General features: G+C 59.8%; 15 protein-coding genes. 8 read left to right on the top strand and 7 right to left on the bottom strand.

Annotated elements, in window-relative coordinates:
* Positions 1–5 precede the first annotated feature (5 nt).
* The 8 genes from glnE to V6X30_RS08010 are packed head-to-tail and all read left to right on the top strand — an operon-like array spanning position 6 to position 9,438.
* Positions 6–2,912 carry a bifunctional [glutamate--ammonia ligase]-adenylyl-L-tyrosine phosphorylase/[glutamate--ammonia-ligase] adenylyltransferase gene (gene glnE, locus V6X30_RS08045; RefSeq protein ID WP_367984099.1) on the top strand — a complete coding sequence of 969 codons (2,907 nt, stop codon included), beginning with the start codon at positions 6–8 and terminating at the stop codon, positions 2,910–2,912.
* An 11-nt stretch (positions 2,913–2,923) separates the two neighbouring features.
* Positions 2,924–3,847: a branched-chain amino acid transaminase gene (locus V6X30_RS08040; protein WP_367984098.1), complete on the top strand. Its 924-nt coding sequence runs from the start codon at positions 2,924–2,926 to the stop codon at positions 3,845–3,847.
* A gap of 31 nt (positions 3,848–3,878) precedes the next feature.
* Complete coding sequence (locus V6X30_RS08035; protein WP_367967526.1) at positions 3,879–4,133, top strand: zinc-finger domain-containing protein; 255 nt, start codon at positions 3,879–3,881, stop codon at positions 4,131–4,133.
* A gap of 41 nt (positions 4,134–4,174) precedes the next feature.
* Positions 4,175–5,071, top strand: a complete 897-nt coding sequence (locus V6X30_RS08030) for a lysophospholipid acyltransferase family protein (RefSeq protein ID WP_367984097.1) — start codon at positions 4,175–4,177, stop codon at positions 5,069–5,071.
* 13 nt (positions 5,072–5,084) lie between these two features.
* Positions 5,085–6,029, top strand: a complete 945-nt coding sequence (gene rfaD, locus V6X30_RS08025; protein WP_367984096.1) for an ADP-glyceromanno-heptose 6-epimerase — start codon at positions 5,085–5,087, stop codon at positions 6,027–6,029.
* A gap of 16 nt (positions 6,030–6,045) precedes the next feature.
* On the top strand, positions 6,046–7,287 hold the full coding sequence (locus V6X30_RS08020; RefSeq protein WP_367984095.1) for an O-antigen ligase family protein: 1,242 nt from the start codon (positions 6,046–6,048) through the stop codon (positions 7,285–7,287).
* Between the two features lie 7 nt (positions 7,288–7,294).
* On the top strand, positions 7,295–8,293 hold the full coding sequence (locus V6X30_RS08015) for a glycosyltransferase family 9 protein (protein ID WP_367984094.1): 999 nt from the start codon (positions 7,295–7,297) through the stop codon (positions 8,291–8,293).
* An 8-nt stretch (positions 8,294–8,301) separates the two neighbouring features.
* On the top strand, positions 8,302–9,438 hold the full coding sequence (locus V6X30_RS08010; RefSeq protein WP_367984093.1) for a glycosyltransferase family 4 protein: 1,137 nt from the start codon (positions 8,302–8,304) through the stop codon (positions 9,436–9,438).
* Between the two features lie 24 nt (positions 9,439–9,462).
* Here the strand turns inward: V6X30_RS08010 and V6X30_RS08005 are convergent, their stop codons facing one another.
* Genes V6X30_RS08005 through V6X30_RS07975 form a run of 7 tightly spaced genes read right to left on the bottom strand, consistent with a single transcriptional unit; the run spans position 9,463 to position 16,367 of the window.
* Complete coding sequence (locus tag V6X30_RS08005; protein ID WP_367984092.1) at positions 9,463–10,413, bottom strand: glycosyltransferase family 8 protein; 951 nt, start codon at positions 10,411–10,413, stop codon at positions 9,463–9,465.
* Positions 10,410–11,336, bottom strand: a complete 927-nt coding sequence (locus tag V6X30_RS08000) for a glycosyltransferase family 8 protein (RefSeq protein WP_367984091.1) — start codon at positions 11,334–11,336, stop codon at positions 10,410–10,412. The genes V6X30_RS08005 and V6X30_RS08000 overlap by 4 nt, the downstream gene beginning before the upstream one ends.
* A complete protein-coding gene (locus V6X30_RS07995; RefSeq protein WP_367984090.1) occupies positions 11,326–12,447 on the bottom strand; it encodes a glycosyltransferase in 1,122 nt (373 codons plus the stop codon). The genes V6X30_RS08000 and V6X30_RS07995 overlap by 11 nt, the downstream gene beginning before the upstream one ends.
* The gene (locus V6X30_RS07990; RefSeq protein ID WP_367984089.1) at positions 12,444–13,313 is read right to left on the bottom strand and encodes a glycosyltransferase family 2 protein; all 870 of its coding nucleotides are present in this window, start codon (positions 13,311–13,313) and stop codon (positions 12,444–12,446) included. Before V6X30_RS07990 ends, V6X30_RS07995 begins: the two co-directional genes overlap by 4 nt.
* Position 13,314: 1 nt before the next feature.
* A complete protein-coding gene (locus tag V6X30_RS07985; protein ID WP_367984088.1) occupies positions 13,315–14,283 on the bottom strand; it encodes a UDP-glucuronic acid decarboxylase family protein in 969 nt (322 codons plus the stop codon).
* A gap of 15 nt (positions 14,284–14,298) precedes the next feature.
* Positions 14,299–15,414, bottom strand: coding sequence for a lipopolysaccharide heptosyltransferase II (gene waaF / locus V6X30_RS07980; RefSeq protein WP_367984087.1), 1,116 nt, complete (start codon positions 15,412–15,414; stop codon positions 14,299–14,301).
* Positions 15,408–16,367: an LpxL/LpxP family acyltransferase gene (locus tag V6X30_RS07975; RefSeq protein WP_367984086.1), complete on the bottom strand. Its 960-nt coding sequence runs from the start codon at positions 16,365–16,367 to the stop codon at positions 15,408–15,410. The genes waaF and V6X30_RS07975 overlap by 7 nt, the downstream gene beginning before the upstream one ends.
* Between the last annotated feature and the right edge of the window lie 5 nt (positions 16,368–16,372).

Raw genomic sequence — 16,372 nt, 5'->3', positions numbered from 1 at the left:
CGTTTATGAGTCCTGACGAACTCCCCTCCACTCTTGAAACCTCTCTGCAGGCCGTACCGGAAGAGCTCCGAGGCGCCGTCACTATCGCATTGGATCGTTTTCCGGGGCCTGATGACTTGCCCGAGGATGAAGGCGTACTGGCTGAATTGCCGAGCGTTTGGGCAATGAGCGAGTTCGTGAGTCGTATCTGTCTGCGTAGCCCGGAGATGCTCCGAGATTTGGTGCAAACCGGCGATCTGCATGGCTCCTACCCTGTTGATGGTTGCCGTAGACGACTGCAGTCCCAGCTCGACCGCATCAGTGACGAGTCTTCTCTGCATCGTGCGCTGCGCCGCTTCCGCTCGCGCGAGATGCTGCGCATCGCGTGGCGGGATCTGAGTGGGCGCGCCGAGCTCGACGAGGTGCTCGAGGATCTCTCCGAACTGGCCGATGTACTGATCGACGAGGCGCTGGAGTGGCTCTACCAGCGGCTGTGCGGGCAAATGGGCACACCCCGTGACAGTGCCGGTAATGCCGAGCGAATGATCGTGCTGGGTATGGGCAAGCTGGGCGGTCGCGAGCTCAACTTCTCGTCCGACATCGATCTCATCTTTGCTTTCCCTGAGCCTGGTTTTACCGACGCCGAACAACCGAAGGCCAACGAGCAGTTCTTTCTGCAGCTGGGCCGTTCGCTGATCGCCGCCCTCGACCAGCAGACACCCGATGGCCAGTGCTTTCGGGTGGACATGCGGCTGCGACCCTACGGTGACAGCGGGCCGCTGGCGATGAGCGTCCCCGCGATGGAGCTCTACTTTCTCGAGCAGGGCCGGGAGTGGGAGCGTTATGCGCTGATCAAGGCCCGGGTCGTCGCCGGCGATCAGGTTGAGGGACAGGCACTGCTCGAGACACTCTCGCCGTTCGTCTATCGCCGGTATCTCGATTACGGCGCCCTCGAGTCGCTGCGCTCGATGAAGGCGATGATCGCCCGGGAGGTACGCCGTCGCCGGCTGGCGGATAACGTCAAGCTGGGGCGCGGCGGCATTCGCGAGGTGGAATTCATCGCCCAGGCATTCCAGCTCATCCGCGGCGGGCAGGAGCCTGCCTTGCGGGAGCGCAGCCTGCAGCCGGTGCTGGCGTATCTTGCCGAGCAGGCGCTGATCCCGGCCCATGCCCAGCACGACCTCACGGAGGCCTATCGCTACCTGCGGCGCATCGAGAACCGCATTCAGGCCATGCACGATCGCCAGGCACACGATCTGCCGACGGACGCGCTTGATCAGGCGCGCCTGGTCCTGGCGATGGGTGCCGAGGACTGGGATAGCCTGCGCGAGGAACTCGACAGCTGGCGGCGTCGGGTGCAGGGGCATTTCGATCAGGTGTTTGTCGCTCCGCAGCAGGAGGATGAGGCGGAAACCACCGATGAACCGGATTTCTCCGATGTCTGGTACGACACCGTGGACGAGGAGATGGCCCGCGAGATCCTTGCGGATGCCGGATTTGCCGATCCGCATTCCGCCTACCTCATGATCCAGCGATTCCGCGACGGCAGCCGGGTTCGGGCACTCTCGGAACAGGGTCGGACACGGCTGGACCGGCTGATGCCCATGCTGCTGGCCGCCGTGGTAGGCGGTGATGCGCCGGATGCGGCCCTGGAGCGTCTGCTGACCCTGCTCGACGGCATCGTTCGCCGTACAGCCTATCTGGCACTGCTCAACGAGCATCCCATGGCGATCTCCCAGCTCGTGCGCCTGGTGGGCGGCAGCCCATGGATCGCCCGCTACCTGTCCCTGCACCCGATGCTGCTCGACGAGCTGCTGGATCCTCGCACGCTCTACGCACCGTTGAGCCGGGAAGCTCTGGCCGCCGAGGTCGACGCGCGGATGGCCAGTGCCGATCCCGACGACCTTGAGCAACAGATGGAGATTCTCCGTCAGTTCAAGCAGACCCAGGTGCTGCGGGTCGCGGCGGCGGATCTCGCCGGCGCCATTCCGGTGATGCTGGTCAGCGACTATCTCACGGATATCGCCGAGGTGGTGCTCCAGCGGGTGATCACGCTGGGTTGGCGGCAGGTCAGCATGCGCTATGGTGAACCGCTGCGTGCCGATGGAGAGGTGGCGGATTTCGGCATCATCGCGTACGGCAAGCTCGGTTCGCTGGAACTTGGTTACGGCTCCGACCTCGATATCGTCTTCCTTCACGATCCGGTGCCTGCGGGCACGGCCACGACCGGTGAGAAGCCGGTGGAGCCGGCGGTTTTCTTCGCAAGGCTTGCCCAGCGCGTGATCCACATCCTGAATACGCCTACCCCGGGTGGGATTCTCTACGAGGTGGATACCCGACTCCGCCCCAGCGGGCAGTCCGGCCTGCTCACCACCAGTATCGATGCCCTCGCCGAATACCAGCGCGAAAGGGCCTGGACCTGGGAGCATCAGGCGCTGGTTCGTGCCCGGATGGTGGTCGGTGGCGACGATCTGAGTGATCGTTTTGTGGCGCTGCGCCGCGAGATCCTGACCCGCCCCCGAGACCGCGACGAGTTGCGAGAGGAGGTGCGCCACATGCGCGAGCGTATGCGGCGCGAACTGGGCTCGACGGCGCGCAATGAGTTCGATCTCAAGCAGGACCGCGGCGGTATCGCGGATATCGAATTCATGGTTCAATATGGCGTATTGGCCGGAGCCTATGGGTATTCCGGCCTGCTGCGCTACACGGACAACATCCGCCTGCTCGACGAGCTTGAGCGGGCGGGCGAGTTCACCACCGAACAGGCGCGGGTGCTGGCGGATGCCTATCGACACTATCGGGGCATGGTCCACCGGCTGACCCTCCAGGAGCAGCCGGCCCGCGTAGTGGTTGATTCCGTCGACGAATCCCGGGCGGCGGTCGCCGGGGTCTGGGGCGCGGTCATGGAACCCGGGGCAGACGAGAACGCTTAGGAGAGCCGCGCATGAGCATGGCCGATCTCGACGGTTGGATCTGGATGGACGGTGAGTTAGTGCCCTGGCGCGACGCTCAGGTGCATGTGCTCACACATACCCTGCATTACGGGATGGGGGTGTTCGAGGGCATCCGTGCCTACAAGACGGACCGCGGTCCGGCCATCTTCCGACTGCCTGAGCATGTCCGTCGCCTGTTCGACTCCGCCAAAATCCTTGGCATGTCGCTCCCCTGGTCGCAGGACGAAGTCATCGAGGCCTGTCGCGCAGCGGTGCGCGAGAATGGGCTCGAGAGCGGTTATATCCGCCCGATGGCCTTCTACGGCGCCGAGAGCATGGGCCTGCGGGCCGACAATCTGCAGACCCACCTGATCGTGGCCGCCTGGAGCTGGGGCTCATACATGGGCGAGGAGAACATGGAGCGGGGCATCCGCGTTCGCACCTCCTCGTTCACCCGCCATCACGTCAACATCGCGATGTGCCGGGCCAAGGCCAATGGTCAGTACATCAACTCCATGATGGCGCTCCAGGAAGCCGTTGCCTGTGGGTATGACGAGGCCCTGCTGCTGGATCCGGAAGGCTTCGTGGCCGAGGGTTCCGGAGAGAATTTCTTCCTGATCCGCGATGGTGTCATCCATACGCCCGAGCTGCACTCGGCGCTTGCCGGCGTCACGCGGGATGCCATCATGACGCTGGCCCGTGAGGCGGGTTACGAAGTCCGTGAACGGCGCATTACCCGGGACGAGGTCTATGTCTGCGACGAGGCGTTCTTCACGGGAACAGCCGCCGAAGTGACGCCCATCCGCGAGCTTGATGGCCGGGTTATCGGGGAGGGCCGACGTGGCCCGATCACGACGGATATCCAGAGTCGCTTCTTCGCCCTGGTGGAAGGGCGTTCCGATGCCCATCATGAATGGCTGACGCCCGTCGCCTGACGCGGCCGGAGACTGATTCGAGGAGACTGCCGTGCCTGATCCGCAAACTCACGATCGCCCCGATCTGATCAAGCCGAATAGCGAGAACCGCTACGAGGTCACCGTCGATGACCTCCCGCTCTCCTGCCCCATGCCGGGCATGTACCTCTGGAACAGCCATCCCAAGGTCTATATTCCGGTTCACAAGACCGGCGAAGGCAAGTGTCCCTATTGCGGTGCCGAGTACTTCATCCGTGACTTTGATCCGGACGATCCGGCGCTGGCCGAGCATCACCGCCGGGAGTGAAACCGCCGTCTCCCGCCTCCCCGGCAGCGGCTGACGCGGATATGGAACAGCCGCTGCGTGGTCGTGGCAGGGCCATCGACTGCCTTCTCGGATTGTTCTCCCATCTCTCCCTGCCGGCATTGCATCGCCTGGGTCGCGCCGTCGCCTGGTTGAGCGAGCGGTTGCACCGGGAGGAGCGGCATGTCGCCCGGGTCAACGTCGAGCTCTGCTTTCCCGAGTTGTCGGTGGAGGAGCGCGAGAGGCTGGCGCGTGCGGCGTTGCGTGAGAATGCCAAGGGGTTGTTTGAGTTGGCTGCGCTCTGGAAATGGCCAGTGCCCCGGGTGCTGGGATTGATTCGTTCGGTGGAGGGCGCGGATGAAGTGGATGGAGCGCTCGCCGAGGGCCGGGGGCTGCTGGTCATCGCGCCGCATCACGGTGCCTGGGAGTTGCTGCAGATGTGGCTTGCGCAGCGCGTCAGGCTCCATGCGCTCTACCGTCCACCACGCTGGGCCGATCTGGAGATGTTGCTGAATCGCGGCCGATCGCGGAGTGGGGCCATATTCTGGCCCGCACGACCCTCCGGAATCCGGGCCCTGTTCAAGGCGCTCAAGGCTGGCGAAGCCGTGGGCGTGCTGCCGGATCAGTCCCCGCCGGGTGAGGGTGTGTTCGTTCCATTCTTTGGCCGCCGCGCGAAAACCATGACGTTATTCGGCAAACTGGCGGCGCGCACCGATGCGCCGGTGGTCATCGGTTGGGCGGAACGGCTGGAGCATGGCGCTGGCTATCGACTGCACTGGCGACGAGTGACGGAACCGGTCGGAGATGCAGACCCGGAAGTGGCCGCCACGGCGCTTAATCGGGAGATAGAGAAGGTTGTGCGCGAATGTCCGGAGCAGTATCAGTGGACGTACCGGCGATTTTCGCGGCGGCCGGAGGGTTGGGGGAATCCGTATGAGTGAAGGAAGGTGAATCGTGATTGTTGTAACTGGCGGTGCGGGTTTCATCGGTAGCAATCTTGTCCATGGGCTCAATGCGGAGGGTCGCGACGATGTGCTCGTGGTCGACGATCTGACCGATGGCACAAAGTTTCTCAACATCCGCGATGCCGGTGTCGCCGACTACCTGGATCAGAATCAGTTTCTCGACTGGTTGGTGGAGAACGGGGACGAGGCCGTTGACGCGGTTTTTCATCTGGGTGCCTGTTCGGATACCACCGAGTGGGATGGCCGCTACATGATGGAGAACAACTTCGAGTACTCGAAGCAGGCGCTGAATATCTGCCTGGCTTATCGCATTCCGTTCATCTACGCCTCATCGGCGGCGGTTTATGGCGCCGGTCACGATTTCCGCGAGCGGATTGGCGAGGAGCGGCCGTTAAACGTCTACGGTTATTCCAAGGCGCTTTTCGACCAGTATGTCGAAGCGAGGTTGCCGAGGGCCGGAAGTCAGGTGGCCGGATTGCGCTATTTCAACGTCTATGGCCCGCGCGAGCAGCACAAGGGCGGTATGGCGAGTGTTGCCTATCATCACTACCAGCAGTTGCACGCCGACGGCAAAGTACGGCTTTTCGAGGGTTGTGACGGCTACGACGATGGCGAACAGCGGCGCGACTTCGTCTACGTGGAAGATACGGTCGCGGTAAAGCGCTGGTTACTGGAGAATCCGGGGGTGAGTGGCGTGTTCAATTGCGGCACGGGGCGAGCCGAACCCTTCAACCACATCGCTCATGGTGTGATCGAGTACTTTGGTCGGGGAGAGGTTGAGTACATTCCTTTCCCGGATCAGCTGCGCGACCGTTATCAGAGCTTTACCGAGGCGGATGTCTCTCGGTTGCGGGATGCCGGATATCCGGGTGAGTTTCGGGATGTCCGAGCGGGAGTCAGGGATTACATGGAGTGGCTGGTCGGGAGTGACTGAGAAGGTAAACGGGTTGTTGGCCGCATTCCATCAATCCACCGCCCCCCGCTGGCTTACCCTCGCGGTTTTCCTGATGGCCGCTTTGGCCCTTGTTCTGCCCTCTGGCTATTCGATTGGCGCCCTGCTCCTGCTGATTGTGAGCGTTATCCGGGTCAGGGGGCGGGATTTCCGTCGTCTCGGCAGTGCCGAATCGTGGGTTTTCATCGTTATGGTGGCCTACTCTCTTGTCTGGATGCTTGAGGCCATGCTCAGGGGTCGTGGCATCGATGCCTTGGATCAGCCGAGTCGGTTGCTCTTCGCCTCCCTATGCCTCGTTGCGCTCGCCAAGTATCGGCTTGACTGGGGAGTGGTATGGGTCGGGATTGCACTAGGGTCGATCGGCGGCTGTGTTGTTGCCCTCTGGCAAACGGCGCTGGAGGGGGCGCCCAGGGCAACAGGTTTTGTTGGCCCGGAACACCTGGGAAATCTAGGAGCGCTTTTCTTTAGTCTCTCGGTTCTAGGCGGGGTCTGGTTTCTGACGGTGGAGCGTCGATACGTCCATGCGCTGTTCGCTGCAATCGGCGGTCTCTCGGCGCTGGTCATGGTGCTGCTCTCGGGTAGCCGCTCCAGCTGGATTAGTCTGCTGCCTCTGCTCGTCCTCGCGGGTTTCACGCTGGTACGGTTGGGGCATAAGCGCCTGCTTGGCGGCCTACTGCTCGCAATGCTGACGCTGGCCGTAACGGCTGCCGTAATCCCGCAGTCGGGTGTGGCTCAGCGTGTTACCGAGACCGCGCAGGATCTTGAGGCATATTCCCAAGGGACATCGCCCGGTTCGGTCGGCCAGAGGTTTCAGATCTGGTCGGGTGCCATACAGCTTTTTCAGCAACGTCCCCTATTCGGCTGGGGAGAAAGTGGTTATCGGTCCGAGATGGCATCAATGGCCGATCGGGATGTGATTGCCGAAGAAATCGCAACGTTCAATCATGCGCATAACGACTGGCTCAACGTGCTTGCCAAAAAGGGGTTGTTCGGTGCGATCTGGCTCTTTGCGGTTTATGCCGTCCCCCTGGCGTTTTTCATGAAGAGGCTTATACGGAGTGTTGATCGGGAGACCTGTATCCTGGCCACAGCCGGTGCGATGCTTGTGACCAACTTCGTGACCTACGGGATGGCTCATAACGCCCTGGGTTCAAATAATGGCGTGATGACCTATGCTTTCTGGCTGGCAGTCATCACCGGTGGCCTGGTTGAGCGTCAGCGTCAGCATGCGCAGGAGTAGAGGTTTCTTGCCGAGCGTTCTGGTTGTCCGTAACGACAAGCTCGGCGATTTCATGCTGGCGTGGCCGGCGCTCGCCTGGTTACGGGAAATGATGCCGGCTGGTCGGATCGGTGTTCTGGTCTCGAGGGCAGTTGCCGATATGGCGGCGCATTGCCCGCACATCGATGAGGTCATCGTGGATGATGCCCAACCCGGCGTCGCGTTGGCTACACGGCTCGAGTCCGCCGGTTTCGATGCCTCGATCGTTTTGCACAACGATACCCCTACCCTGCGGGCGCTAGTCAGGGGATGCATCGGTTATCGGCTGGGACCGGCCAGCAAACTCGCCCAGCTCTGGCTGACCGATCGGCTGATCCAGCGCCGGTCCAAGTCGTTGAAGCCCGAGTTCGAGTACAACTGCGATCTGATCCGGCGCTTCGCAGAGGACTGGCATATCCCACTGCCGGACCGGCCGGACCCACCCTTCCTGGCTTTTGATGGCAGTGCACTCGAGCGGCTTCGCCATCAGTGCCAGCGCAAGTACGGGTTTGCCGATTCAGACCGGCTCCTCCTGGTGCATCCGGGCAGTGGAGGTTCGGCAGCGAATCTCAGTCCATCGGCTTATGCGCGACTGATCGACGCGATTGATGCCCCTGATGTCTTTGTGCTCGTGACGAGTGGGCCCGGCGAGTCATCTATTGCGGCCGAAGTGGTACGCGGGGTCCGCCGCCGGGGCGTTGCGCACCATGATTCGAGCGACGGACTGATTACCTTTGCGAAGCTGATCGCATTGGGTCAGGCTTTCATCAGCGGTTCGACCGGGCCATTGCATATTGCCGGTGCGCTGAATGCCAGAACGGTTGGGTTTTACCCCAATCGACGATCATCGACGGCCTTAAGGTGGCAGACCACCAATGAGGCGGCGCGGCGGCTTGCCTTTTCCCCGCCACAGAGCGCGGGTGAATCAGATATGGCGGAAATAGATCTCTCCGAGGTTGCAGTCGCCATCAGTCGAGCTTTCCTGTAGGCGATTTCATGACCGAGCCAGTCCCCGAGAAAGTACTCCACATGTGCCTGTCCCGGAGCTGGGGCGGTCTTGAAATGTATCCGGCCCGGGCAGCCCAGGCTCTGCGGATGTTGGGCTGGGAAGCCCATGGGCTTGCCGCCCGGGGATCGCGGGTTGCTGAGAGCTTTGTCTCCGCCGGCTTGCCTTGCCTGGAAATTCCAGGCATGAAACTGGCACCGTTGTGGATCAAGCGAGTCCTCGACTACATACAGCACAACAACATCCGGGTTCTCCATGCACACAAATCGGGTGATATGCGTATCGCGGCTCTATGCGTTGCCCTGAATCCGGAGCTCCAGCTCTTCTTTACCGATCATATGGGCGTGACTAAACCCAAGAAAGACGTCTATCACCGATGGGCGTACGGGAAGGTGAACCGGATCTTTTCAATTAGCGATGCGACATATCAACGCAATATCGCTGCGTTTCCGGTTTGTCCGGAAAAGATATCGCGTCTCTACCCCGGGGTGGATTTGACGGACTTTGAGTTCCCTTTCGGTGATGGGGCGCGCGAGCAGCTGCTCGGGTCGATCGGTATTGATCCGTCACGGTTCGTGATCGGGTTGCCGGCCCGTATAAGTCGTGACAAGGGTCATCTGGAATGGGTCAGGGCGTTGGGCGCGCTGCGCCGGCGACGGAGCACGGATGACTGGACTGCAGTTGTGATTGGCGCCACCGACACTGGAAACAGCGAGGATGTCAGATTCCTTGGACAGCTTCAGTCGGAGATAAGCGAGCAAAAGGTTGATGCGAATATCCACTTCCTCGGGTTCCAGAAAAATATCCTGGAATGGCTTAAAGCGATGGATGTTGTCTGCGTGCCATCGCGCAACGAAGCTTTCGGTCTCGGCGTTGTAGAGGCAATGGCCGCAGGTACCGCGGTTGTTGGCGCCGAAACCGGCGCTATCCCTGAGGTTATCGGATCTGGCGGCGGAAGGCTTGTCAGTCCAGATGACGCAGACGCCTGGGCGGCCGCCATCAACGATTTGATGGACAACCCGCACGACCGATCACGGATGGAGGAAACCGCGCGGCAACGGGTGGAAGCTGCGTTCTCCATGTCCGGACACGCGCGAAAGCTGATCGAACACTACCAAAGGAATTGACTCGGCCGCAGATAGACATAGCGGTCAGTTCGGGGATTGCCCCCTTCCGCCTGCGCCACCGACATACTGGCGGCGGTAGTAGGCTCCCTTTAAATAGTGATGGGCCTTCCGTACGCGCACTAAATATTCTGACATGGAGGCCTTCCGGCGGTATGGCCACGGTGTTCGCGCCCGGTAGTAATGGTACCGGTCACGGAGCGGGTGGGGGCAGACTGCGCCCCATGGCTTCCGTGCTCCGACGTAGTGGATTATTCCCGGTGATTTGATGGCCTGCCGAAAGTCCGCCTCGCTGTATCCGGTGATGCCCGATCGCCGCATACGCCGCCTGTAAACCCCGGACTGCTGATTCCACAACAAGGGCATCCGTACCCATCGATCCCAGAGGACCCCGTTCAGCGCGCACTGATCGTTCGTTGTGAGCTTTTCCGCGAATCGGTCCTTGAATTGTCTCACCTGTTCCCCTATTGAATGGCGTCGCCAGTAAGGAAGGTTCAACAACAGGACCCCTGAGTTGAAGTAGTGATGTGGCGGGATGTCGAGGCGCTGATATGCGGGCGTCCTGGATATGTCCTCGACCGCCGCCACCGCCATATCGTGATCAATGGAGAAGGTCACTAGTTCGAGAATGTCCCTTTCAATCACTAGGTCACAATCCAGATAAAGCGCTCGCGCGACATCGCTGGGTAAAATCTCCGCGATCGAGATTCGATAGTAGGCCGCTACGCTCATCCGCTCCGCATTCACTGGAAAGTTCTGATAAAGCGCCTGCGATTGGGAGCTGAGAACCATGTTGGCGCCATAGCCTTCCACCAGTGCAGACAGCCGGTCTGCGGTTTCCGGATGAAGGCCGCCGTCAAGTATTGTGAATCGGATTCGGCCCGGGTCGGAACAGTTCATGAGCGTAGAGACTAGAACGACAGAAAGATGCTCGGCGTACCGCTCGTCTGCGCTCAGTACAACATCCAATTTCTTCATATTCTCCCCGCGAACGCCCTTCGGCATCTGATTCCTTTTGCAATCCGCTTCAGGTCGATGGATTTTTTAATCATGGTGCGGATGTTCTTGTCCGGATAGCGATAGTCGCGGAACGGAGTCATCTGTAGGTAGTGCCAATAAAGACTTTTTAAAGGATGCGTTGATTTATATAGCCACGGTTTGCTGTTATTGATGTAGTGAACGATTGCTGGGTTTCTCAATGCTGCTGCAAGATCGTCCTTTTTGAATCCAAGCCCCGCCCACTTTTCTCGACGGCTATTATAGACGCCAAGCTGTGTATTCCAGCGGGGGGGGAGTTCCTTCCATGAGCTGCTGAAAGTGATGTTGAGGGCATCCTGATCAGCGAAGTGAAAGGCACTAGGAGCCTCTATCAAATGCCCTTTTATCACATCGCTTAGACTTCTTTCCCGCCATTGGTTCAGATCCAGCAAGAGGACGCCGGAGTTAAAGTAGTTCCCATGCCCGAGACCTAGCCTTTCGCCGGAGGATGTGGAAAAGTCCCTGGCAGCAGCGATTATTTTACCGTCGAGCGGGAAAGTATAAAGTCCCGAGACATCGTCGAGGACGATGATATCCGAATCAAGATAGATTAGTCGCGAGATCTCGCGTGGTAGTAGGTCGGGTGCAAACAACCGTGCATAAGATGCCTTAGTATGCCTTGTATTGGGCAGTGCCGATAGTTGGTGTGCGTCAACCTCAAGGAAATAAACGTTGCCGGAGAAACCTCTTATATTGTCAGCGATTAAGTTTTTTTCGGCCTTTTTTATGCCGCAGTCCAGGATATGGAAAAATATATTGCCGGGATCTTTTGAATTGCAAAGGACAGATGTCGAGAGTACGCAAATATGCTGGGCATAGTTTGAGTCAGTTGCAGCAGCAATATGGATTTTCTTATCGGTCAAATTTAGATGCTCCATTTGACTCGATAGTGCGATATATTTCTGCGGTTGAACTTATAGTTCGTTCTATATTAATTTTTTCTTTTATGACGGTCTTTGCGGCCAGCCCCATTCTCTGACGAAGATCACCGCACTCAACCAGCGATAGCAGCGCGTCGATAAGCCCGTTCAGGTCGTCGATCGCGATGACACGACCGGTTATTCCGTCATCCACGAGTTCCGGTAGGCCGCCGGCCGTAGAGACGACCGCGGGGACTTGCTGGGCCATACCTTCAATCACCGTCTTGGTCAGGCCTTCGCGACCCCTGGACGGTGCGGTGTTGATGTCGAGTGCGCCGATTAGGCGCGGAGCATCTTTCCGGAAGCCAGTGAAGTGGACTCGATCGCGGATACGGGGATCGGCAGCAAGTGTTTCGAGTTGTGGGTCGCGGGCCTCGCCGATGAGCAGTGCATGGACATGGTCCGGGAGCTCGAGCATTGCCATCAGCAGGAGATCGGCCCCCTTGACTGGCCGCATATTGGCTGCGATGCCGATTAAAACGGCGCTATCCGGAATGCTGAATTCGTCATTGACTGACCGGCGGGCGGCATGGGGATCCAGCTTCTCGTACCAGGCGAGGTCGTGGCCTTTGTAGATCGTGATGAGTTTGTCGGATCTCACGCCGTTGGCGGCAAGATCGCGTTCAACCGCCTTTGATACGCAGATGATTTTATCGATCCGTGGATTTAACCATTTGATATAGCAGCTAGGATCCCACCGGGAAACGTGTCCGATGGCGCCGCGATAGGCAATGACGTTGTTTGGCAGGCCATAGCTGGCGGTGATGAAGTTGGCGACCTGGCGATTCGCCAGGCCGTGGGCGATGTCGAAGTGTTCTTGCTTTATCCAGCGGCGGATCTGACGGGCGTTCCGTAGGTCGATATTGCTCCGCAGATCCAGTGTCCGAACTGGGACGCCACTGGCCTCTAAATCTTCTAGATGGGGTGAAGTGGACTCGAGTGCCGCGTGGATATTAATGCCTTCCCGGCGCAGTCCTTTAATCATCTCGATCTCGGTGATGTGGCCATCACCGGCCGCGATGAGAACCTTCGGTTGGTGGCTGTCCCGAATCATCGCTCGGATCCTGATTCGTGGCTGTCCCGATTTGAGGCAGAGTCTGCCCCGCTCGCTGGGTATCGCTTGCTTCGCTGGATTTCATAGAGAAATGCGTACTTCAGGAAGCACGAGAACATCGAGGACCAGGCGATGATCCAGCCCCGCCATCCGTCCCGCCAGCCCTGACGGAAGACCATCAGTCGGATAAGCCGGACAAGGGGGGCGAGCACAATCTTGTGCCAGCGGAACCGCTTGCCGCGGGCAGCGAGCGTCTCCGCACCGATGCGCGCATAGTCGATGCTACGCCGGAAGTGATCTTCGACATCGGCGTAGGAGTAGTGGTGGATGTCCCCTTTAATGCGCCCGACGCTGCCATCGATCTCGAGCCGGTCGTGCGGGTTGTAGCCCGCCCATCGGGCTTTGCCGTTGCGGATTAGGCGGAGTCGCCACTCCGGATACCAGATGTGCAGGAGCCAGTCACCGAGGTACCAGGTCAGGCGGCTGATCTCATAGCCGTCCTTGTCCGGCTCACCATTTTCAAGGAGTTCACGAAGGTTGGCCGCCAATTCAGCGCTGATCGGCTCGTCGGCGTCCAGTGACAGTATCCATGGCTGAGTACAGGCATCGAGGGCCCGGTTCTTCTGCTCGACATGTCCGGGCCAGTCGGTCACGTGGACCTGTGCGCCGCGGGCGCGAGCGATCCGCACGGTGTCGTCGGTCGATCCAGAGTCGATCACGACGATCTCATGGGGATTCAGGGTCGCCAGACTGTCGAAGAGCCTCGGCAGGTTGTCGCTCTCATTCTTGGTGATGATGGCAACGGAGAGGGAGAGTGGCTGTCCCGTACCAAGCTCCGAAAGTGCCTGTCCCCTATCGGTACTCAACTCAGGCAAGCCCCTGCTCAATCAAGTCGCGAAAGTAGCCGACCGTTGGTTTCAGTCCTTCGGCGAGCGTTATGTTCGGTGTCCAGTTGAGTGTTTCCAGCGCCTGTGAGATGTCCGGCTGTCGCTGCCGCGGGTCATCCGAAGGCAAAGGGTGGTGGATCATCTCGACTCCAGCAACCGTCTCTGTAATCACCTGCTGTGCCAGCTCGCGCATGGTGAATTCGCCGGGGTTGCCGAGGTTGATCGGACCCGTGACATCGGGATTTGTTTCCATGAGGCGATGCAAGCCGTCGACGAGGTCGTCCACATAGCAGAACGAGCGAGTCTGCTCGCCGTCACCGTAGAGTGTGATGTTTTCGCCCTTCAGTGCCTGGACGATGAAATTCGACACGACCCGGCCGTCGTTGGGATGCATCCGGGGGCCATAGGTGTTGAAGATGCGTGCCACCTTGATCTCGAGACTGTGCTCGCGGTGGTAGTCAAAAAACAGGGTCTCGGCGCAGCGCTTGCCCTCGTCATAACAGGCGCGTGTGCCGATGGGGTTGACGTGTCCCCAGTAATCCTCCGTTTGTGGGTGAACTTCCGGGTCGCCGTACACTTCGCTGGTCGACGCCTGGAGGATCGGGACGTTGAGCCGCTTGGCGAGGCCCAGCATATTGATCGCGCCATGCACGCTCGTCTTGGTGGTCTGTACAGGATCGCGCTGGTAGTGAATGGGTGATGCCGGGCAGGCCAGGTTATAGATGCCATCGACCTCGACGAACAGAGGGAAGGTGACGTCGTGTCGCATGGCCTCGAAATGCGGATGATCCAGCAGATGCGCGATGTTATCCCGACTCCCGGTGAGGTAATTGTCCACGCAGAGCACGCCGTGGCCGGCCTCAATGAGCCGATCGCAGAGGTGGGAGCCGATGAAGCCAGCCCCGCCGGTCACGAGGTAGGTCTTTCGGAAATGATTGCGTGTGGGCATAGCTCAGAATCTCGATTAGCGGCTGTCGGCGTCCGCTGATAAAGCTCGATCGATTGCATCAGCCACGCTCTGCGAGTTGATGCCGCGGAGACAGTTGAGATGCCCCAGCGGGCACTCACGCTGAAAGCAGGGGCTGCAGTCGAGGTCCCTGTAAATAATCTGCGCATTATCGCTAAGTGGCGGAGTATATTGAGGATCCGACGAGCCGTATAGTGCGACGAGTGGTGTCGACGTCGCGGCTGCTATGTGCATCAGCCCCGAGTCGTTGGTCACGACCACTGTGCTGGCGGCGAGCAAATCGATGGCCTGACTCAGCGTCGTGCGACCTGCAAGATCCACGACACCGAGTGCCTGTCCCGAAATTTCCCGGGTGATCCGCGTGTCTTTGCTGGATCCCAACATCCACACCGACCAGCCCATTTCGATATATGTCTTCGCAAGGCTCGCGAAATGCTCAACCGGCCAGCGCTTCGCTGGCCCGTACTCAGCCCCTGGGCAGAGGGTGAGGATAGTGCCTGTCCCGAATCGCGCGCCTGCTGAATTCCAAGCGCCTGATAGGCCAAGCTCTTGTATTGCCGAATTTATTTGAGCGGTCGAGCTCGTGAGAGCGGGTTGCGGGATGCTGGATGGGTTTGTGCCTGTCCCTGATCGCTCACGGTCGTCTCCGCGTCCCGGCGGATCAGCCAGCGCCACAAAACGATCGACCGTGCGGTAATGCATTTCCCGGTTGAGCGGGCGGATATCGTTCAGCAGGCCGTAGCGATACTCGCCGAGGTATCCCGTTCTGCGCGGGACGCCCGCGACCCATGGCACCAAGGCTGCTTTTGCCGAGCGCGGGAGAACGAACGCCTGGGCATAATTCCGGTCGCGCAGTGCCTGTCCCAGTTTCCAGCGTCTGCCCAATCCGAGTTCCCCGTGCGCAACATCCAGCGGGATCGCGTGTCGGATTTCCGGCATGCGTTCGACCAGTGCCTGTCCCCAAGGTGGAGTGATCATATCGATCGGGCGAGTCGGCGCCGCTTGCTTGAGCGCTTTGCATAGACTCTGCGCCATGACCATATCACCCACCCAGCCAGGCCCGACGATCAGGATTGCATTCGCATCGCTTGAGTCGGTCACTGCGCTCACCATGGAGCACCCGCGACCCGGTTGTAGGATTTTTGCAGTGAGTTGCGATAAGCGGGCCGCTCACCCGGGGGCGGATGCTTGAACCGGCGATGGACCCACAGGTATTGCTCCGGATGTGCACGAATGCCGCGCTCTAGCACCGCGTTCATCCATTGCGCATCAAGGACATCGGAGCCGGTTGGGAAACCCTCCAGCGCTTTACCGAGTGTTACTTCGTATCCATTACCGGTGGCGTTGACGTTGAAGAAAAGCGGTACCACCCGTGCTTTTCCGAGCTTACTTAGACGCGTCAGTCCTGTGATCGTGGCGGCAGGGACACCCATGAAAGGGACGAAAACGCTGTTTTTTACGCCGTAATCCTGATCACCCGCGTACCAGACTGGCGTTCGGTTCTTGAGGGTCCGGATGATGCCTCGCAGATCATTCCGCGGTATCGCGCCGGCCAGGGTCCTGGATCGGCTGCGAAGCATTGCTCGGTCCATCAGTGGCTTTTTACGCAACGGCTTGTAGATCACAGCCATATTGAGCTGTGGTCCGATGAGCCTTGCGGCCAGCTCGACGCACAGGAAATGTCCCGACAGGAGAATAACGGGGCTACCGTCTGACTGTGCGGCATGCAGGTGATGGATCCCCCGAACCTGGCAGGGGATCTCGTCGACGCGCTTTCCACCAAACCAGGCAAGCGCCGTCTCCGCGATGGCCCTACCCATGTAGCACAGATTTTCGCGGACTAGATGCTCACGTTGTGCCTGTCCCAACTCCGGGAAGCAAAGCTCGAGGTTCCTCAGCGCGATCTGGCGACGTCGTCTGGACAGGCGTAGAAGCAAACCTGCCCACTCACCGATGCCAAAAGCCGCTTTGGGGGGAAGCCTGCCAATCAGCCATAGCAGCCCCAGCATTAGCCATTGGCCAGCGTTGTGCGGGTGATACGAGGGACGAGTTGTCGGATCGGACACGTTAG

The sequence above is a fragment of the Spiribacter sp. 1M189 genome (assembly GCF_040838345.1).
Classification (GTDB): domain Bacteria; phylum Pseudomonadota; class Gammaproteobacteria; order Nitrococcales; family Nitrococcaceae; genus Spiribacter; species Spiribacter insolitus.
Note: the sequence above shows the minus strand (reverse complement) of the source record. Positions and strands in the feature narration are given on the sequence as shown.